Origin of the sequence: Candidatus Sphingomonas phytovorans, from assembly GCA_029202385.1 — a bacterium.
Classification (GTDB): Bacteria; Pseudomonadota; Alphaproteobacteria; order Sphingomonadales; family Sphingomonadaceae; genus Sphingomonas; species Sphingomonas phytovorans.
In genome coordinates, this window is record CP119314.1 from 920,290 (window position 1) to 940,885 (window position 20,596).

The following is a 20,596-nucleotide window of genomic DNA, read 5'->3' on the forward strand; positions in this document are numbered from 1 at the left end:
CGGCCAGGTTCGACGATCAATGCCGGAATCGTAGCGTTACGCCGTAGGTCCTCGGCTCGTTCACGAATACTGAGAGGCTTCCGCTGCCGAGCGGCGTGCCGATGCCGCTCAGATAGGCGTTCTGCTGGGTCAGGTTACGCCCCCAGAACTGGATGCCGAACCCGTTCCGCAGCGCGAACTCGACACTGGCACCGAGAAAGTTCGTGTTCCCGTTTCGGAAAGCCTCTGTCAGCGCCAGGTCGGTGTAATAGCTTGTCGTGTGACGCAAATTGACGTTGCCAAGCAAACGAACTTCGTCGTTCAGGGGCTGGTCGAGACTGACACCGCCGACAATGGTCCAGCGCGGCGCATTGGGCGGCGTCCGACCCGTCAGATTCTGATTGGGGGCAATGCCCCCGGCAGGCGGCGGAGCACCGGGGAAGCTGAGGTAGGTCGCATCCAGATAACTCACGCTGCCGTTGAACGTCAGTGGCTTGACCGGCCGGTAGAGGATTTCAGCCTCGACGCCGCGCGACCGGACCTTGGCGGCATTCAGGGTGACGAACGAGGATGTCTGGCTGTTGAAAGCCTGAACCTGCTGATCATTCACGGTCTGGGTATAGACAGCGATATTGGTGCTGAGCCGGTCGCCGAGCAGGCGGAACTTCGCGCCCGCTTCGAAAGCGTCGGTCGTCTCCGGGTTGACCGAAGGGTTTGCTGCGATGGTCGGCGAGGTCAGAAGAAGGTTGATCGCGCCGGACTTGTAGCCGCGCGCATAGCGCAGATAGAGATTGGCTTCCGGGATCGGCTGGAAGGCGATCGTCGCGGATCCCATCAGCGCGTCGTCATTCCTCTCGGCGGTGCCAGGGAAGGAGAAGGAGCCGGGCGCGACGGTGACGTTGGCCGTCTTCTTTTCCTTAAGGTAGCGCAGGCCGCCGGTGACGCGGAAAGCGCTTGTCAGGTTATAGGTTGCCTGGCCGAATATGGCGCCGCTCTCCGCCGTCCCGATGCCGGTCGAATTATAGAAGGTGACCGTGGTGGCCACCGGCTTGATCCGTATCTGCAACAGGTTGGTATCGACGATCTTCTGGTCGAAATAATACGCACCCGCGACGAACTCGATTGGGCTGCCCGCCGCATTTTGAAGCCGGATCTCCGCCGACGTTTCGCGGATATTGGTCGACGGATCGGACCGGACGTTCGTGACGGCTGAGTTGATGCCGTCGATGTCGAGACTGATGTTCGACTGAAAGCGGCGATGTGCGCCGATCGCCGTCAGGGTGAGGTTGCCGAAGTCCTGATCGACCTGGAGCGAAACGCCCTTGTCGGTCGTCTTCTCGTTCGATGGGGAATCCTGCGTCGTCCTGCGGTTGAACGGTCGATAGAATGTCCCGGTGCTTGCCGGGTTGCTGGGCGACACGCCAGGCGTGCCCGGTGTCGGACCGGTATAACCGATAAACCCGCCCCGCACGTTGAACACGAAGGGACCCGTCGCGGCCGTGTCGGACACGAACAGCGGCAGGTACGAACAGCAGCTATCGTTGAGCTGCGAATAGTCGCCGATCAGCCTTACGCGGGTCTGGTCGGTCGGCGTCCAGTAGAGTTGGAACCGGACGCTCTGCCGATCGCGGCCGTTGGTTCTTCCCCGGGGAAGATTCGGCGCCTCGATGAAGCCGTGGTTGTAATTCTCCGCCACGGCGACGCTGACCGCGAGCTTGTCGGTGACCAGTGGGACATTGACCGAGAGCCGAGCCTGAACGGTGTCGTAATTGCCATAGGTCGCCTCGGCATACATCCCCAGCGCCTTCGCGTTGGGCAGGGCGGTCGAGATGTTGATCGCCCCGGCCGAATTGTTGCGCCCGAACAAGGTGCTCTGAGGGCCGCGCAGGACTTCGACACGTTCGATGTTCAGCAGATCCTGCAACGCCGCTCCTGGCCGGCCGCGGAACACGCCGTCGATATAGACGCCGACCGATTGCTCGAAACCACGGTCGGTGACCGCCGTCCCGATCCCGCGCACCGTGAAGACACCGGCGCTGGGGTTCGAGGACTGGGTGACGATCAGGCTCGGCGATACTTCCTGGATGTTCGCGAGGTTGTTGATGTGCGCTGCCCGGAGCCGGTCGCCGCTGAGCACCTCGACGGAGGCCGGCACCTTCAGCAATGTCTCCGGACGGCGCTGTGCGGTGACGATGATGTCGTCCAGGCCCGTATCGGCCGCCTGTTCCGGGCCCTGCTGACCGACATCGGCCGGGTTCGTCGTCTGTGCAATGGCGGGCGGTGCGAGCAGTGCGACCCCAAGGGCAAACGTCGAACTCATCATCTGAAATTTCAGCATCACAAACGCCTCTCCCTTTTTTTGTAGGCGCTCCGTTGCACGCCCGGACGACCGCTTTGCGATCATCCCGACCCTCTAACATAAATTTACTGGCCGTCCAGCCAGTTTGTGTGATTCGACCTGAGGCGACTAGCGCCGTCGCATTCGACGAGGGGAGTGGTTCTCGTCAGGAATGCGGTGGCGGGGTGCAGACATGGACCAGGATGGCGAAATCCTGACCGCCATCGTCAGTGACGACCTGGCGCAGCTGGCTCAGCCACACGAAGCGGCGAAGGGTTGCGGTGCCATGGCTCGTACGCTCGCCACAGGCGATCTGACGCTCCCGGTCGACGATGCGGACGTCGCGAAGGCTCGTCCCCGGCTCGCCGATCGTTTCGAGGATCTGCTTTTCGACAAGGGCGAGCGCTGCCGCGCTGGTGCCGGCCGCCGGTATCGGGATGGAAGGCAATGCCTCCGGGCGCGCCGAGGCTTGTACCACGACGACATCGTCGTGCCCCTGTTCCACGCCGCGATCGCCTGACCACCAGAACAGGCAGGTCAGGGCCAGGATGATCAAGGCGGCGAGTGCGACGCCCGGCAAGGCGCTCTTCTTCTGCATATTGGTCTGCTGCCTGAATCGGGAGATGCCGGCTCGACGCTCCGAGACGGCGGTCCTCCGAAAGTTCCGGAAGAACCGCCGTTTGGGAAGGCGCGAAACCTGGCGAGGCTTGGCGATGATCGGTGTCAGGGACGTCGCGTCGATACCAGCGAGACCAACTCCTGCATTGGAAACTGCATGTCGAGAACATGAAGCCCGATGTTCCCGGTCACCAATTGGCCGATCTGGTCCAGCGCATTCGGAGAGAGCTTGACGATACCGTGGCGAGGATCGGTGGGCACCATTTCCTCCCTGATCGAAAAGAAGCGCATGCGTGGGTCGGTCGCGGTGGCGCAAGCGCCGCTGAATGCAGCGCTCAGACGGGTGAAGGATTTGGTCTGCGCATCGTCTCGAACGAAGCCGGACGAGTTTGCGGCGGGCATCAGGAGCGTTCCCTGCAGCAGCTTGCGTCCGTTTCGACGGGCATCGGGAGAAAGCCACTGGTCATCGAGGGTGGCAGGATTGACGCAGACACGCTCCTGACCGGCAGGAGTCGGGAGGCGTGTATCGGTCGCCGGATTCGATCCCTCCGCATAGCTGCTGAAGGCGATGAAACACCCCACCTCCCCGGGAAGGGTGCAAACCGGAACATTGGTGAATGTGCCGCCGAGTTTCTGGCCTGTCGGCACATTGACCGGGATACCGGCAAGTATCCCCAGAAGCAGCTTGCTGCGCAATTCAGGCGAGTTGTCGAACCTGCCCTGGATAAGCTTGATCAGCATCTCGCTGCCCTGCGAGTGGCCGATCAGGACTATCTTGCGGCCCTGATTGTAGTTCGCCAGATAATAATCGAAGGCGGCGAGAATATCGGATGCCGCTACCTGAATATAGAGCTGCCTGACGAATTCCGGCAGCGCATACGCCGCGATCGTTGCCTGCCGGTACTGGGGCGCAAACAGGCGACACTCGCTGCTGAACGAGGCCGCCTGAGCCGCCGTCGCCGCCTCGATCGCGCTGGTATCCGTGTAATAGGGATCGGGATTGCCCGGAATGAGGTTCAGGCCAACCGTCGGATAGATGTAGAAGCAATCGACCTGGCTTGAGGTGGCCGTCGCGCGGGGCGGAACAGGCACCGAAGACCCGTTCTCCAGCAACTGGATGGCGTGCAGGTCGCGCGAGCAGGCATCGTCGCGGCCGGGCAGGCACACCCATCGGCCGGCGTCGGCATATTTGGCGTAATTGCTGGCGCTGGATTGTGTGGCTGGACTGGTGGGCGACTGGGCCTGGGCATTTGCCGAGCCGAGTCCTGCGGCAATCGCCAGCGGCGCAAAGGCCCTGGCGATGCGTCGAAACCACGGGAGTGCCTTGGGTTGCCTCAACATGGAACATCCTTTCCTGCTCCGTGCCGATCAAGCTCTATGCCTGATTTCTTGTCCGGCAGACTTCCCCCCGGTGGCTTGTGAGCGCGGCGATAATGCACGAAGTGGCGAGCACTTCAATTACTAACTGTTCAGCCAACAAGTTATGAGCTGATCACCGGTTCTCACCTCATGCTGGCTGGACAGTCCGGCATGCTGATGGCTATCGGCGTGGGGATGAGTGTCATCGCAACCATCATGAATACGGCCACCGGTCAGCCCATCCAGAAATTCACCTTCGGCCGCATGCCGAAGCCATGGGTCTCCTTCAACCTGGACACAGGCGAACTGGTGACTGCCGACCGGGTCGAGGTCGGAAAGCCGGCGCCGGGCAAATTTGCGGTGCCCGTATCGGTTTGGGTGACGCCGAAAAAATAGCGGCACGGGGGCTGGCATGCTCCCGCAGTACGGCTGATCGCAGGATGGCGCCGGACATGTCGGAAGCCGTTCGTCCGCAATCCCCGATAGCATTGCCTGAGGCGGTTTGCTGGCGGCTCGGCCTGTCGCTGACTGTCTGGAGATCAATGCCAGCCTGATCGGCTTCGTTGGGACCGCGCGAACTCCCCTAACATCACCTCGACGGGATACCGTCCTTCAAGCTCGGCCATCATTGTGCGAGGCGATGGATGCTGCCAGTCAGCCCACATGGTAATTGGCCTGACCTATCTGGACAGGCCATTGCAGGTGCGGTAGCCTTCATGCGTGGATGACCGCGGGGGCTTGCCTTCCGTTGCCGACTTTCACGGGGGCGCAAAGCGTCGAGAAAATGTGACGTGGAGGGGAAGGGGAGAGGCATGAAGCGGATACCCCATCTGCGCTGGTGGATCGTCGCGCTGGTCTGTGCCGGCACGATCGCGAACTACCTTGCGCGAAATTCGCTGGGCGTGCTCGCGCCGCAGTTGAAGACCAGCCTGGCGATGACGACTCAGCAATACAGCTATGTCGTCGGCGCGTTTCAGCTTGCCTATACCGTGATGCAGCCGATCGCGGGATTCGTCGTCGATCGCTTCGGCCTGCGCGTCGGGTTCGCGCTGTTTGGCGTCGCCTGGTCGGTCGCCAACATGTTGCATGCGCTTGCTGCGGGCTGGCTGGGACTAGCCTTCTTTCGCGGGCTGCTCGGGCTGGCCGAATCCGCTGCAGTGCCGTCGGGGATCAAGGCGATCGCCGAATGGTTCCCGGCGCGTGAGCGTTCGGTGGCTGTCGGCTGGTTCAACGCCGGCACGTCGCTCGGCGCGCTGATCGCCCCGCCGGTCGTGATCGCGGTATCGCTCTGGGCTGACTGGCGGGTCGCTTTCATCGTCACTGGCGCGGTCGGCCTCATCTGGGCGGCTGCGTGGTATGCCTTTTATCGGAGCCCGGCGGCGCACCCGGCGATCACGCCCGAGGAGCAGGCGCTGATCGCGGCCGACCGTCCGAGCGTGCCGGGACCGCGTGCGAGTGCCCGCGAGATTCTCGGTTCAGCGAAATTCTGGGTCATCGCGGTACCGCGTTTCCTGGCCGAGCCGGCATGGCAGACGTTCAGCTTCTGGATTCCGCTCTATCTCGCCACCGAACGCGGCATGGACCTGAAGCAGATCGCGCTGTTCGCCTGGCTCCCGTTCCTCGCGGCTGACATCGGCGGCGTGCTTGGCGGGTATCTGTCGCCGTTCCTGGTCAGGCGCTTCGGCGTTCGGCTCATCACCTCGCGCGTTGCGGGCATCAGCCTTGCCGCCGTGCTGATGATCGCGCCGGGTTGCATCGGCCTCGCCGTGAGCCCCTATACCGCCATCGCCCTGTTCTGCGTCGGCGGTTTCGCCCATCAGATGATCTCGGTGCTGATCAACACGCTGTCGGCCGACGTGTTCACGCCCGAGGAGGTCGGCACCGCCAACGGGTTCGTCGGCCAGGCGGGCTGGATCGGCGGATTGCTTTTCTCGCTGCTGATCGGCCAGCTTGCGGACACGGTCGGCTATGCGCCGCTGTTCGCTGCCCTGTCGGTGTTCGACCTGATCGGTGCCGTCGTCCTGATCGTCGGCATAAGATACCTGATTGTTCCGGAGCCCCGCCGATGAGACGTGCCACGCTTTCCAACCCGCCGCTGTTTTCGCTGGCGGAGCAACGTCGCGGTCGCCTGACCCTCGTCGCCGATACCGGCGCCGTGGCGCATATCTTCGTGCTGGAGGAAGATATCGCGCGGCTCCTGCTACTGGCCGACGGCGTTGTGACGAGTCCGCCGAGTTGGGCGATCGCGGCGGGGGCAAGTGACATTGCCGAGCCCGGACGCGACCGGATGGATGTGGACGGGTTCACCTGCCCGGACTTCGCCCTTGCTGTCGGGGAGGAGCGGATCGTCATCGAGACGATGCTGCTGCGCATCACCATCCGCCTGCACGGCCTGCATTGTACCTGGGAGCAGCACGATGGCGAACAATGGCGGCTGATGGCGGCGGATCGCCCGACCCAGGCCTATGATTTCGGCTGGTGGGACGGCCGGGTCTACCATTATTGCGCGCGCCAGGCCGGCGAACGCTATTACGGGCTCGGCGACCGGACGGGTGACAGCAATCGCGCCGGGCGCAGCTTCCGCCTGACCAACCTCGATCCGATGGGCTATGACGCCCAACAAAGCGACCCGCTCTACAAGTCGATCCCCTATATCCTCGTCGCTGACGCCATGGGCCGCTGCCACGGCGCTTTCTACGACAGCGTTGCCGATGTCAGCGTCGACTTCGGGCGCGAGCTCGATAATTATCACGGGCACTACCGCCATATCGTCGCTGATACCGGGGACCTCGACCTGTGGATGATCGCCGGGCCCGATCCGCTGGCGGTGACCCGGCGGTTCACCTGGCTCACTGGACGTCCGGCGCTGATGCCGCGCTGGACGCTCGGCTATTCCGGGTCGACCATGAGCTACACCGACGCGCCGGACGCGGCGGAGCAGATGGCTGGGTTCCTCGACAAGCTCGGCGAGCATGATCTCGGCTGCACCTCGTTCCATCTGTCGTCCGGCTACACTTCGATCGGCGACAAGCGCTATGTGTTCCACTGGAACCGCGACAAATTCCCTGACCCGGCCGCCTTCGTCGCCAGCTATGCCGGGGCGGGCGTGCGGCTCGTGCCCAATATCAAGCCCGCGCTGCTGCGCAGCCATCCGCGCTATGACGAGGTCGCCGCCGCCGGCCTGTTCGTCGGTGACGGGCAGGGTGCGCCAGTCGAGGCGCAGTTCTGGGACGAGGTCGGCAGTTATATCGACTTCACCAACCCGGCGGCTGCCGCCTGGTGGCGTGACCAGGTCAAGTCGGCGCTGCTCGACCAGGGCATTGTCGCGACGTGGAACGACAATAACGAATATGAGATCTGGGACAGGCGCGCCCGTTTCCACGGCTTCGGCTCGCCATGTTCCGCCGCAGCGATGCGACCGGTGCAGCCGATGCTGATGGCCCGCGCATCCCGGCGGGCGCAACAGGAGGCCGCGCCGGGCTCTCGGCCTTATGTCGTCACCCGGTCGGGCATGGCCGGGCTGCAACGCTATGCGCAGACATGGAGCGGCGACAATCGCACCGAGTGGAAGACGATCCGCTACAATACACGGATGGCCATCGGGCTGGCACTGTCGGGGGTCTCGAACAGCGGGCATGATGTCGGCGGTTTCGCCGGGCCGGCGCCGGAGCCGGAACTGCTGCTGCGCTGGGTGCAGGCAGGCGTGTTCATGCCACGGTTCAGCATCCATAGCTGGAACGACGACCGCACCGTCAACGAGCCGTGGATGTACCCCGAAATCCTGCCGTCAATCCGCCGGCTGCTGGCGCTGCGCCAGACGCTGGTGCCGTTCCTCTACGACCTGCTGCATCGTTATCATGCCGCATGCGAGCCGATGGTGCGGCCGACCTGGCTCGACTTCCCCGGCGACGCGCGTACCTGGGAGGAGAATGACGAGCATCTGCTCGGTTCCGATCTGCTGGTCGCGACGGTGATGGAGCCGGGGGCCACGACGCGGACTTTGCGGACGCCGGCCGGGACTGACTGGGTCGATGTGTGGACCGGCGAGCATGTTGGGGGCGGTGCTGAGGTCACCCTCCCGGCACCGCTCGACGGGCCGCCGCCGCTGCTCGCGCGTGCCGGATCGGCGATGCTGGTCGATCTCGCGAAGGGTGGATGGCGGCCCGAACCCTATCGCCGCGGCGTGTGGCTGTTTCCGCCACGCGAGGGCGCGTTCGCCTGGAGCGCGATGGAGGATGTCGGTGACGGCGATGCCCCGGTCGATCGCTGGCATGTCGATGGTTACGCGGACGCGGAACGCGTTTCGGTCACGGTGCGACGCGAAGGGCAGGGACAGTTGGGGGAGGCGGCTATTACCCTCCTGCTGCCGCCCGGCGATCAACGTATGTTGCAGGTGAATGGCGGCGTTGGCGATGGCGTGACTCACGATGGACGTCGCGGCGTGAGCCTGGCGGTCTAGCGGCGCTTCACGAGCGAACGATCGGATGCACGCCAATTGCGGACGCCCTGCTAAAGTGCTCAATATGAGCTATGCAAAGATCTTGCTTGGGCCTGTTAGCGGGGATGATCGCGTTGACGGCTTGCTCGGAGCAGCCAAAGCGCGAGGTGTGGGCCGTCGTGGTCAGTATCGCTCCGCACTCAAACCCGAAATGGGATGCTGCCGAGGTGATTGTAACAGCGCGAAGTCCGGATGGAGCCTTTGGAAAAAAATCCGTTTTGACGGCGCGTCTGACCTGTCGCATCGGCGACACGGTTCACGCGTCAGCACGTGGTTTGGCACTACTCTTGGATGAGCGTGCGTGTGCCAGTTGAGGTTCGAAGGCGACGAATCTCAGCCATTTACGATCATTGCGTCATGCCGAGTTCAGACCGCTACCCGGCGCGCGAGATCGCTCCGCTTCGCCTCAACCTCAGCACGCGTCCGCTCGAATGCGTCGGTCTCCGTCGCGGTCAGCAGGCCATCGATCACGCGCGCGAGGTGATCGCGCATCTCCCGCCGTGCCGCATGGGGGTCGCGGTCGCGGAGCGCGGCTAGGATGCGCTGATGCTCGTCGATGCGTGGCTGCACACCCACGCTCCGCGCCCGTTCAAGCATGTGCGCGCAGAGCGGCGACCGGTAGCGTGCGTCCCATAGTGACTCGACGACATCCACCACGGCCGAGTTGCGCGTCGCCCGCGCGATGGTCAGGTGAAAGGATCGGTCGGCGTGCTCGCCGCTGATATTCTCGAGATTCTCGCGCTCCATCTCACCGATCAGCGTTTCGAGCTCAGCGATCTCGTTGTCGGTGATCGAGACAGCGGCAAGCGCCGCAGCCTCGCCCTCGAACAGGCGGCGTGCCTCGGTCAGTTCGAAGGCGCCGATGTCGAGCCCGATCATCGCCGCGTCCTTGGGCGGATTGTCGACGACGAAGATGCCCGAACCGTGGCGAGTCTTGACCAGTCCGATCACGTCCAGCGCGATCATCGCCTCGCGGATCGTCGGGCGGCTGACCTTATATTCCTCGGCCAGGTCACGTTCCGATGGAATGCGCTGGCCCGGCGCGAACTCGCCGCGCTGGATCGCGCCGGCGACAGCTGCCGCGACCTGCTGGTATAATTTGCGCGAGTCCGGCTGCGGGGTGGCGGCCGAGGGTGCGGTGATTGGTCTGGTCAGTTGTTTTTTCGGCATAAGATACAGTGAGACTAGCATCGGCGCCCCCGTGCCGCAACACGCGGCCGCAACGGGCCGTAGTGGGTCGATCGCGAAAGCTTGTATTTGGTAAGACCATTTGCTACCAACACGTCAGACAGGTTTACGGACGGCAGAATCCGCGACCGATATGAGGGGGTTGAAATGAGCAAATATCACGATTCCGTTTGCCGCGCCGCACTGATCGCCTCGCTCGCGCTCGGCGCCTCGCCTGCCTTTGCGAAGGATGCCGCACCCGAAGCTCTTGCCAATTCAGCGCAAAGCGCCTCGACTGGCCCGACCAGCGAGAGCGCGCCGTCGCCGGACATGGGCGGCGACATCATCGTCACCGCACAGAAGCGCGCCGAGAACGTCCAGCGCGTGCCGCTGGCTATTTCGGTGGTCTCCCAGGCGCAGCTCGATGCGACGGGCGTCCGGCAGTTCCAGGATCTCGGCAAGATCGCGCCCTCGCTGACGGTTCGTCCGGCCGAGCATCCGGTCAATGCCAACGTGTCGCTGCGCGGCGTCGGCACCTTCGCCTTCGGCATCGGCGTGGAACCCAGCGTCGCGGTACTGGTCGACGAAGTCCCGCTCGCCTTCCAGGCCCGTGCTTTCACCGACTTGCCCGACGTCGAGCGGATCGAAGTGCTGCGCGGCCCGCAGAGCACGCTGTACGGCAAGTCCGCCTCGGCCGGCCTGATCAACATCATCACCCGCCAGCCCACCGACACCTTCCACTTCCGCGCCAATGCGCTGGCGACGACCGATAGCGAATATGGCGGCAATTTCAGCGTATCGGGTCCTATCAGCCAGGACCTCGGCTATGTCCTGTCGGCCAGCTATTCCAACTGGGACGGCAACGTCCGCAACCTGTTCAACGGGAAGAAAGTGAACGGGCGCGAGGCGGTCAACGCCCGCGGCAAGCTCCGCTGGGAACCGGCCGCCAACGTCACCATCACGCTGTCGGGCAATTATCTCAACGGCAACACAAGCGTCGGGCGGCCGTTCATCCGCCTCGATCCGACCGCGTTGCTGCGCGGCGTCGCCGGGCAGACGGCGGGGGTCGTATTCCCCGGCGTCACGGTCAGCGAGGGCAATCAAAACATCAGTAACAACTACGACTCCCGTACCAAATATCATGGCGGGGGCGGGTCGCTGCGCGCTGAAGTCGGACTGGGCGACATGACCCTGGTGTCGATCACCTCGTACGACAAGTTCCGCCTCAACGACTATCTTGACCAGGACGACACATCTTCCCCGACGGCCAACGGCAACAACATCCAGGTCGGCCAGTTCCGGTCGAAATTGTTCACGCACGAACTGCGCCTGCTCTCGCCCGGCGACAAGCCGTTCCGCTATACGCTGGGTGCCTATTATGCGAACGTGGCGTTCGAGCGGCCTTTCCTTCGCGGCCCTGCTTTCTCGCTGGCCAACTGGTATGCGACATCGAAGTCGGAGCAGATCGCCGCTTTCGCTCAGGTCGACTGGGAGATCGTTCCGCACCTGACCCTGACCGGCGGCGGGCGCGTCCAGAACGAAAAGATCTACTACACCTTCCGCGACAATCTCGCCGCGCCCGCCTCCTCCTTCTTCAGCGGCAATGCGGAGGATACCGCCGGCACCTATCGCTTCAGCGGGCGCTATGAGGTCACGCCCGACATCATGTTCTTCGCGACCTATTCGACCGGCTACAAGGGGCAGACCTACGACCTGACGACCGGCTTCAACGCGAACCGGGCCGCGGCCGGGCCGATCAAGCCCGAACGGTCGCGCGACAGGGAAATCGGCGCGCGCATGCAGTTCCTCGACCGGCGCGTGACGGTCAACGTCACCCTGTTCGATACCGATTATGACAATCTGCAGGCACAGACGATCGAGACGCTCGCCGACGGGACGTCCAATTTCCGTCTGACGAATGTCGGCGGGCTGAACACGAAGGGCATCGAGTTCGACAGTTCGGCGCGGATCGGCAGCGACCTCAACCTCAACGCATCGGTCGCCTATCTCGACGCGAAATATACCTCGTTTCCCGTCGGGCAATGCTATCCGCTGCAAACCGCCGCGCAGGGATGCGTGCCCGCGGTGCCCGCGACGCCCACGAAGCCGGCACAGCCTGCCTATCAGAACCTGACCGGCGCGCGTGCCGTGCAGGCGCCGAAATGGAAGTTCTCGGTCGGCGCCGACTATTCGCCGTCTTTGGGCGGCGACCTGCGCGGCGTGATGCAGGCCAACTGGCAGTATCAGGGCGATGTCTATTATGTGGCGGAGGATCCGCAGACGTTCCAGCGGGCCTATAGCATCGTCAATGTCGGGCTTGGCGTGCGCGACAGCGACCGCAGATGGGAAGTGGTCGCTTTCGTGAACAACCTGTTCGACCAGCAATATTTCCCCTCGCTGGTCAATACGGCGGGCAATTTCGGCAACAAGCTGGCGACCCAGGCGCTCCTGCCGCGCGACTTCCGTCGCTATGGCGGCCTGCGGCTCGGCGTGAATTTCTGATGACGGCGGGGCGCGCACGTCGCCCCGCCACACCATGGATCGGGGGCAATGTGATGTTTCGTTTTGCGCTGCCGTTGGCGATGGCGGGCGCCGCGGCAATGTTGTCGGCTGCGAGCCCGCCTGCCCAGGATGCGCCGGCGAAACCCGGTGTCGATGCGCCGGAACTCGCCGCGCTCGGCTCGTATCCGGTCGGCGTTGCCAGGGCCGAGTTCGTGCAGCCCGGCCAGCTCGATCCTCTGCAGGGGGCGGACAGGCCCGCCGCGGTGGATCGCCATCTGCCGCTCAGCATCTGGTATCCGGCCGCAGCGGCGGGAGCCGGCACACTCTACCGGTCGGCGCTGCCGAGGAAGAGTGGTTCCGACATCGCCTTCACCGTTCCCGGCATAGCCTCGCCGGACGCGCGTGCTGCCGCGGGGCGCTTCCCGCTCGTCGTCCTCGCGCATGGCTATAGCAACACCCCGGAGGTCCTTTCCTGGCTCGGCGAGAATCTCGCGAGCAAGGGCTATGTCGTCGTGACACCAGCCTTTCGCGACCCGCCGATCACCGTCCGCACTGCGGCCGCCGCGGCAGGCCCGATCGCCCGGCGACCACTCGATATCGTGTTCGTCGCCGCGGAGGCGCAGCGTCGGGCGCGGGAAGGGCAGGGGCCGTTCGCCACCGCCGATGCCGACCGTACCGCGCTGATCGGCTATTCGATGGGCGGTTATGGCGTGCTCACCGCGGCGGGCGCGCCACTTCATCCCGGCCTGGCCGCTGCCACCCGCGATGTGCTCGCACCCTATATCGCCGGTGGGCCCAGGGCGGGCGAGCTCAAGGTCGCGGGTCTCAAGGCGGTGGTCGCGATCGCCCCGCCGCGCGCGCTGCGCGGGGCGGATATGTGGGCGCCGCCCGGTGTCGGGGCGATTCGCGCGCCAACCTTGTTCATCGTCGGCAGCCAGGACCACACGGTCGGCTACGATCCCGGCGTCCGTACGTTGTTCGACGATGAGGTGCATGCGGCACGGTATCTGCTGACCTTCCGCGAGGCCGGGCACAGCATCGGCCTGATCGGCGCGCCGCCGGAAATGCGGGCGGACTATTGGGACAAGGACTGGTTCGAGGATTCGGTCTGGCGCAAGGATCGGCTGATGGCGATCGAGACGCATTTCATCGCCGCGTTTCTCGACCGCTACGTGAAGGGCGACATGAGGAAGGCAGCCTATATCGACGGACTCGTGCCAAATTCGAACGACGGTATCTGGGCTGGCGCACCGCCGGGTCGTTATGCCGGCTACAGTCCCGGCCCCCCGACGGCGACCTTGTGGAAGGGATTCCAGCCGAACAAGGCGTCGGGCATGTCATTCGAGTTCAAACCTGCGTCCTAGACGACGAGCAAGAGGTCGCCATCGCATGACGCGGATGTCGGCAAGGGAGTGCCAGTATATGTTCATGACGCAGACGATGCGCTGGTTCGGTCCACCCGATCCGGTCTCGCTGCGCGATATCCGCCAGGCGGGCGCGAGCGAGGTCGTGACCGCGTTGCACGAGGTCGCCAACGGCGAGGTCTGGACGCGCGAGGCTATCGCGGCGCGCAAGCGCGAGATCGAGCGGGCTGGGCTGGGCTGGACCGTGGTCGAGAGCCTGCCCGTGCATGAGGATGTCAAGACGCGCGGGCCGGCATGGGACCGGCTGATCGAGCATTATCGCGAGAGCCTGCGCAATCTCGCGGCATGCGGCATCGCCACCGTCACCTATAATTTCATGCCGATCCTCGACTGGACCCGGACCGACCTTGCCTGGCCGCTTCCCGATGGCGCGCTGGCACTACGCTTCGAGCTGGAGGCGGTCGCGGCCTATGACCTCCACATCCTGCGCCGGCCGGGCGCCGATGCCAGTTACACGCCCGCCATGGTCGAGGCCGCGACGCGCCGCTTTCATGCGATGGACGAAGCGGCGCGCCACAGGCTTGAGCGGACGATCATTGCCGGACTGCCGGGCAGCGAGGAGAGCTTCACCTCCGCCGAGCTCCTTGCCGCGATCGACACCTATGCCGATATCGACGCCGAGCGCCTCCGCACCAACCATGCCGACTTCCTTGCCGCGGTGTGCCCCGTTGCCGATGAACTCGGGTTGCGGCTCGTCGTTCATCCCGACGATCCGCCCTTCCCGATCTTCGGCCTGCCACGCGTGGTGAGCAACGAGGCCGATCTTGCTGCCTTGTTCGCCCGGGTCCCCAATCCTTCCAACGGTTTGTGCTTTTGCGCCGGATCGTTCGGCGTGCGGTCCGACAACGACCTGCCCGGCATGATCGAGCGGCTGGGCGACCGGATCGGTTTCCTGCATCTGCGTTCCGTGCAGCGCGAGCCGGACGACGCCTTTCACGAGGCGGCCCACCTCGAAGGCGATGCCGGGATGGCCGGGATCGTGGCGGCGGTCCATCGGTTGCAGCAGCGCAGTGGTCGCTCGATCCCGATGCGCCCTGACCATGGCCATCAGATGCTCGACGACCTGACCAAAGCGACCAACCCCGGTTATTCGCTGCTTGGCCGCATGCGGGGGCTGGCTGAACTGCGCGGGCTCGAACGCGGGATCGCCCACGCGACACCCGGGATATCATCACGAACAGGAATGGGAGAGGGATGTGCTTGAAGGAATGAAGCCCGGATGGCTCATCGCCGCCGCCATTTTGTGGGCAGCGCCCGTAGCCGCGCAGCAGGTCGCGGCACCCGCCTTGCCTAAGGCGACGGCGCAGAGCGGGCCGCTGCTTGTCTCGGCCGACATGCGCCAGGGGACCGACCTGTCCGGCGCCTGGCATTATTCGATCGATCCGTACCGCTCCGGCCTCGCCGGCTTCCACGGTGAAACGCCTGATCGCGGCCAGCAACGCTACCGCGATGTCGATGTGCGCAAGGAAATGGCGCAGGACAGCCGGGTCCTCTATGAATTCGACCTCGCCCATTCGCCGGTCACCACATTGCCCTCGTCCTGGCTGACCGAGGCGCCCGAGCTTCGCTATTATCAGGGGCTGATGTGGTATCAGCGCACCTTTCCGGTGCCGGCGCAGCGCAAGGGGCGTACCTTCCTCCGCTTCGGCGCGGCCAATTATACGACCGTCGTCTACCTCAACGGCCAGCCGGTCGGGCGCCACGAAGGCGGCTTCACGCCCTTCGCTTTCGAGGTGACCCGCCTGCTGCGCGACGGCAACAACCAGATCACGGTCGGCGTGGATTCGCAGGCGACAGAGGCGACCGTGCCCCCGCCCGTCACCGACTGGGAAAATTATGGCGGGATCACCCGGCCTGTGCGATTGATCTCGACGCCGGACACTTATGTCGACGACGCCTGGGTCCGTTTGACGCGGGATGGGCGGATGGCAGTCGATGTGCATCTCGACGGACCGCAGGCGGCCAATCGCGCGGTCAGGCTGCGTATTGCCGAGCTTGGCCTCGACCAGGCCGGCACCACCGACGCCGCGGGCAACTGGCGCGCCACCATGGTCGCGCCGCGCGCGATGGTCCGCTGGTCGCCCGAGCGTCCCAGGCTCTACGACGTGACGATTGCGACGGGCGACGACCAGTGGCGTGATCGCATCGGCTTCCGCACCATCGAGGTGCGCGGTCCGGACATCCTGCTCAACGGCAAGCCGATCTTCCTGCGCGGTATCTCGTTGCACGAGGAGGAACTGGGCAGCGAGCCGACCCGGGCGATCAGCCCGGCGGCGGCGCGGGCCCTGCTCGGCGAGATCAAGGACGGGCTGCATGGCAATTATGTCCGCCTGGCGCACTACCCGCACACCGAGATGATGACGCGCACCGCCGACGAACTCGGCCTGCTCGTGTGGAGCGAGGTGCCGGTCTATTGGCTCGTCGCCTGGTCCAATCCGGATACGCTGGCGACCGCGCGCAACATGCTGGCCGAGAACATCCTGCGCGATCGCAACCGCGCGTCGATCGCGATCTGGAGCGTCGCCAACGAGACCCCCGTCACCGACGCGCGCAACACCTTCCTCCGCACGCTCGTCGGCGATGTCCGCCGCCTCGACGATACGAGGCTGGTCAGCGCGGCGCTGCTGGTCGAGCGTTCGAAGGACGCGAAGACTCCCACGATGACCCTGGCCGATCCACTCGCCGATGTGCTGGATGTGCTGGCAATCAATACGTATAACGGCTGGTATACTAACGACCGGCTGACCGACCTGCCCGCCAGCGTCTGGCAGGTGCCCGCCGACAAGCCGCTGGTCTTCTCCGAATTCGGCGCCGACGCCCGGGCGGGGTTCCATGACCTGACCGGTCCGCAGAAATTCTCCGAGGAGTATCAGGCGGACTATTACCGCGCGACGCTCAAGATGGCGGATTCGGTGCCGACGCTGCGCGGCATGTCGCCATGGATCCTCAAGGACTTCCGTTCTCCACGCCGGCAGAACCCCGATTTTCAGCAGGGTTGGAACCGCAAGGGGCTCATCTCGGAAACCGGGCAGCGCAAGCAGGCGTTCGACGTTCTGGCGAATTACTACGCGACCAAGGCCGGTACGGTAAGCCACTGACGACGGGCCGGACGGGGGAGGGGCGACGTCGGACGCCCCTTCCACGGCGATTTCGTCTCAGCCTCGCTTGTGCGGGCGCGTTACGCCGGTGGGCAACGACCCGAGCCGGGCCATCTCCCCGGTCGTGAACAGGGCGGGGTTGTCGAGGAAGTCGATCAGCATCTCCGTGCTGTCCTCGCCCCAGAACAGGTCGTCGCCGACCGCGATCGTCGGCACGCCGAATACGCCGCGCTCGATCGCGCGGTCGGTGTTCGCCCGCAGCCGGTCCTTGACATGCGGCTGGGCGATGGCGCCTGCGACGTCCTCGAGGCCAAGGCTGTTCCCGATCGTCTCGAGAATATCAGGTTCGGAGATGTCCAGCCCGTCGCAGAAGGCGGCATCGAACAGGGTATCGACCGCTGCCGGCGTCGCACCGAGCGCGACGATCAGGCGCAATGCCGCGATCGGGTTGAACGGATGGGCCGGCGGAAAGCGGAACGGGACCCCGAGCCTGTCGGCGCGCCACTGGCATGCCCGATAGGTATGGAGGCGTTTGGGGGCGATTTCGGCTGGTCCCTTCTGTTCCCAATGGCCGAGCAATGCCCCGAGCACGACGGGGACCGGCGTGAGGCGAACGCGCTCGCCGAACCGGCTCCGGGTCTTCCACTGGAGATAGGCGAAGGGGGAGATGACATCAAAATACCAGTCGCATTCACGGCTGCTCATGGTTGCTTCCCTTGGGTTCGTGCCTCGATCGCGCGGACCACGGCCACCATGTCGAGGCGACCATGCCCCAGTTCCTCGCTCTCGCGGTAGAGAAGGTGGCTGGCATCCAGCAGCGGCGACGCAATCTCCGCCTCCCGTGCCGCGTCCGCGACCAGCCGGGCATTTTTGAGCACGTCGGAGATCGCCGCCTGTACGTCGAAATCCTGCTCCACCAGCTTGGCGAGCTTGATACGCGATACGCTGCTGGCCATCGGTCCGGCATCGAGAATGGCGCGGAATTGATTCATGTCCAGGCCGTGGCGTTCAGCGAAGTGAGCGGCTTCCGCCAGACCGGTGACCATGGTGATCAGAAAGCTGTTGACCGCAAGCTTCATGGTGAGGGCAGCCGGAACCGGGCCGCAGCGGAATATCTTCTGACACACTGGTGTCAGCAGCGGGCTTATTTCGTCCATGACGCTCTCGTCGCCGGCGAGCATCGCCACGAGTTCTCCGGCTTCGGCCGGCTTGCGTGAGCCGGAAACGGGGGCTTCGACATAAGCGCCGCCGGCATTGCTGATCTCGGCGCCCAGTTCCCGGGAATAGGCGGGAGGGACCGTACCCATCTGGACGATGACATGACCTGTCACATTGGCCGCGAAGTCGGGCGTGCCGCGACCCAGGACCGCGTCGATCGCCGCTTCGTCGGCGAGCATCAGGATCACGATCCGCGCCTGGCGAAACAGGGCAGCCGGACTGTCGGCCACTGTCGCGCCGGCCGACCGCAGTGGGCCGTTCCGTTCTGCAGTCCGGTTCCAGACGATGAGCCTGGTGCCGGCGCGCGCCAGATTGAGCGCCATTGGCTGGCCCATGACGCCCAGGCCGATGAATCCCGTCAGTTCCATCTCATCCTCGCCTCGCCTATTCATCGCCTGAGGCTCGTGCCGTCCTACAGATCGTCAAGCGCCATCAGAAAGACGAGGCCACGTTGTCCCGATCCGCGGTGCACCGTGAGCGCGCCATGATGGGCATGCGCAACGCGCTCGACGATCGAAAGGCCGATCCCCGATCCTTCGATATTCGCCCCCGCGCCCCGCCACAGCCTGTCTTTGAGCCGCACGAAATGCGCCTCCGGGATCGGATCGCCATTGTCGCCGACCGCGATGAGCGCTCCCGGGCCGGAACTGACCACGATCGCGGTGCCGGGGGGCGTGTGGCGCGCGGCATTGTCGATCAGGTTTTCGAGCGCGAGTGTCAGTGCCTCGGAGTAACCGCGTACCCGTGCCGGTGTGTCCGCGCGTTCAAGCGCGATCGAGCGGCCGGATGCGATGATTCCGGGCGCCCGGTCGGAGACGACGCCTTCCGCCAGTGCGTGGAGGTCGACCGAGGTTCCGCCATCCTCGACCGGGCGCTCGATCTCGGCGAGCGCAAGCAACTGGGCAATGACTCGGGCAGCCCGATCCACCGCCGACATCATCGCCGTGCGAAGTTCCGGGTTCGCGACCGCATCGGCGCGAAGGCGGACGACGGCAAGCGGCGTGCGCAGTTCGTGCGCGACGTCCGCGGCAAATGCCGCCTGCACATGAATCGCTGCGGCCAGGCGGTCGAGCGCGGCGTTGGTCGCCTCCGCCAACGGCTCGGCCTCGACCGGGAGGAGGCCGCTCGGCAGGCGGGTGTTGAGCGAACGCGGGCCGATCGTCGCGGCGATCGCCGAGACGGCGCGCATCCGAAGCGTCATGCGACGTGCGATCAGCGCCCCGATCAGCGGAACGAGTGCCGCGATCGGCAGGCAGATCAGCGCGAATCTGGGCAGGAAGCTGCGCACGATATCGTCGGTGACGACTGCCGGGTCGGCATCGTCCTGCGAAACGACGATCCAGCCGCTCCCCACGGGCACGCTATAGCCCTCGACCACACCGCTGCGAAAGAAATGCGCTGTCCGGTCAAGCGGCGCCACCGCCAGTATTTCCGGACGCGGCGGGCCATAGGATCTTTCCACGCGGCGGTCCGCTCCGATCGTGCTGACCGCCATGCCGTTAGTCAGCACGACGGGCTGTGCATTACGGGTGTCCGGTCCTGCCGATGCAGCCGACAGCACGGCTTGCCGGCGCAGCAGGTTGCGCTGGAAATGATCGGCTGTCTGGTGGAGCAGGGCGGAGGCGCTCCACAAGAGGGTGATCGCCGCCGCCAGTGCGACCGCCACGTGGAGCGCGACGAACTGCCCGAGCAGCGAGCGAGGTATCGCCAACCTCATGCGACAGGAACGATCATATAGCCGACGCCGCGCACGGTTTCGATCCGCACGCGGGTCTCAGAATCCTCGAGCCGCTTGCGCAAACGATGGACATATACTTCCACCGCATTGGAGCCGAGATCGCCGTCCAGGCCGAACAGCTGGTCCTCGACGATGCGTTTCGGCACGACCTTGCCCGCCCGGCGTAACAATAGTTCCAGCAACTCGGTTTCCCGCACCGACAGGCTGAGCGCTTGCGATTCGACATAGGCCATGCGGGTCTCGACGACGAACTCGAGCGCGCCGCAACGGAGGGACTTTCCGACATAGCCGTCGCGCCGCCGCAGGATCGCGTGAAGGCGGGCATGCAGTTCGTCGACGTCGAAGGGTTTGACCATATATTCGTCGGCCCCTTCGTTCAGGCCAAGGATGCGCGCGTCGATCGAGCCGCGCGCGGTCAGCACCAGTACAGGCCGGGCATCGCCGCGCGCGCGCATGCGCATGAGGAGCGAGATGCCGTCTTCGTCAGGCAGACCCAGATCAAGCAGGACGGCCGCATAGTCGATCGCCTCGAGATATGCCTCGGCCTCCTCGCTGGTACGTGCGCGATCGACCGTCAATCCGCGCCGCGACAAGGCGTCGACGAGCGGCATTGCCACTGCATCTTCGTCCTCGATCAGCAGAATTCGCATCGTCTCG

15 protein-coding genes are annotated in these 20,596 nt (G+C 64.9%); 7 read left to right on the forward strand and 8 right to left on the reverse strand.

What is annotated here, in order from left to right:
* Positions 1–16: 16 nt before the first annotated feature.
* From P0Y59_04295 to P0Y59_04305, 3 genes are all read right to left on the reverse strand, one after another.
* Positions 17–2,317 (reverse strand): TonB-dependent receptor, encoded by a 2,301-nt coding sequence (locus tag P0Y59_04295; protein WEK02489.1) that lies wholly within the window; start codon positions 2,315–2,317, stop codon positions 17–19.
* Between the two features lie 166 nt (positions 2,318–2,483).
* A complete protein-coding gene (locus P0Y59_04300) occupies positions 2,484–2,915 on the reverse strand; it encodes a hypothetical protein (GenBank protein ID WEK00923.1) in 432 nt (143 codons plus the stop codon).
* A gap of 125 nt (positions 2,916–3,040) precedes the next feature.
* A complete protein-coding gene (locus P0Y59_04305; protein ID WEK00924.1) occupies positions 3,041–4,102 on the reverse strand; it encodes a DUF3089 domain-containing protein in 1,062 nt (353 codons plus the stop codon).
* Between the two features lie 387 nt (positions 4,103–4,489).
* Between P0Y59_04305 and P0Y59_04310 the strand changes: the two genes are divergently transcribed.
* The 3 genes from P0Y59_04310 to P0Y59_04320 all read left to right on the forward strand — a co-directional run bounded on the left by P0Y59_04310 (position 4,490) and on the right by P0Y59_04320 (position 8,753).
* Positions 4,490–4,690: a hypothetical protein gene (locus tag P0Y59_04310; protein WEK02490.1), complete on the forward strand. Its 201-nt coding sequence runs from the start codon at positions 4,490–4,492 to the stop codon at positions 4,688–4,690.
* Between the two features lie 416 nt (positions 4,691–5,106).
* Complete coding sequence (locus tag P0Y59_04315) at positions 5,107–6,363, forward strand: MFS transporter (GenBank protein ID WEK00925.1); 1,257 nt, start codon at positions 5,107–5,109, stop codon at positions 6,361–6,363.
* Positions 6,360–8,753: a glycoside hydrolase family 31 protein gene (locus P0Y59_04320; protein WEK00926.1), complete on the forward strand. Its 2,394-nt coding sequence runs from the start codon at positions 6,360–6,362 to the stop codon at positions 8,751–8,753. The genes P0Y59_04315 and P0Y59_04320 overlap by 4 nt, the downstream gene beginning before the upstream one ends.
* Before the next feature lie 405 nt (positions 8,754–9,158).
* Here the strand turns inward: P0Y59_04320 and P0Y59_04325 are convergent, their stop codons facing one another.
* On the reverse strand, positions 9,159–9,983 hold the full coding sequence (locus tag P0Y59_04325; protein WEK00927.1) for a FadR/GntR family transcriptional regulator: 825 nt from the start codon (positions 9,981–9,983) through the stop codon (positions 9,159–9,161).
* Between the two features lie 144 nt (positions 9,984–10,127).
* On the opposite strand from P0Y59_04325, the gene P0Y59_04330 reads away from it, so the two are divergent.
* Genes P0Y59_04330 through P0Y59_04345 form a run of 4 tightly spaced genes read left to right on the forward strand, consistent with a single transcriptional unit; the run spans position 10,128 to position 16,983 of the window.
* Positions 10,128–12,461 carry a TonB-dependent receptor gene (locus P0Y59_04330; GenBank protein ID WEK00928.1) on the forward strand — a complete coding sequence of 778 codons (2,334 nt, stop codon included), beginning with the start codon at positions 10,128–10,130 and terminating at the stop codon, positions 12,459–12,461.
* Entirely contained in the window at positions 12,461–13,825 is a 1,365-nt protein-coding gene (locus P0Y59_04335) for a dienelactone hydrolase (GenBank protein WEK00929.1), read from the forward strand. Before P0Y59_04330 ends, P0Y59_04335 begins: the two co-directional genes overlap by 1 nt.
* Positions 13,826–13,883: 58 nt before the next feature.
* On the forward strand, positions 13,884–15,089 hold the full coding sequence (gene uxuA, locus P0Y59_04340) for a mannonate dehydratase (protein WEK00930.1): 1,206 nt from the start codon (positions 13,884–13,886) through the stop codon (positions 15,087–15,089).
* A 4-nt stretch (positions 15,090–15,093) separates the two neighbouring features.
* Entirely contained in the window at positions 15,094–16,983 is a 1,890-nt protein-coding gene (locus tag P0Y59_04345) for a glycoside hydrolase family 2 TIM barrel-domain containing protein (GenBank protein ID WEK00931.1), read from the forward strand.
* 57 nt (positions 16,984–17,040) lie between these two features.
* Here P0Y59_04345 and P0Y59_04350 read toward each other — a convergent pair whose 3' ends face one another.
* The 4 genes from P0Y59_04350 to P0Y59_04365 are packed head-to-tail and all read right to left on the reverse strand — an operon-like array spanning position 17,041 to position 20,589.
* Positions 17,041–17,688: a 2-hydroxychromene-2-carboxylate isomerase gene (locus P0Y59_04350; protein WEK00932.1), complete on the reverse strand. Its 648-nt coding sequence runs from the start codon at positions 17,686–17,688 to the stop codon at positions 17,041–17,043.
* A complete protein-coding gene (locus tag P0Y59_04355) occupies positions 17,685–18,569 on the reverse strand; it encodes an NAD(P)-dependent oxidoreductase (GenBank protein ID WEK00933.1) in 885 nt (294 codons plus the stop codon). The genes P0Y59_04350 and P0Y59_04355 overlap by 4 nt, the downstream gene beginning before the upstream one ends.
* Before the next feature lie 44 nt (positions 18,570–18,613).
* A complete protein-coding gene (locus tag P0Y59_04360; protein ID WEK00934.1) occupies positions 18,614–19,918 on the reverse strand; it encodes an ATP-binding protein in 1,305 nt (434 codons plus the stop codon).
* Entirely contained in the window at positions 19,915–20,589 is a 675-nt protein-coding gene (locus P0Y59_04365) for a response regulator (GenBank protein ID WEK00935.1), read from the reverse strand. Before P0Y59_04365 ends, P0Y59_04360 begins: the two co-directional genes overlap by 4 nt.
* Positions 20,590–20,596: the final 7 nt, after the last annotated feature.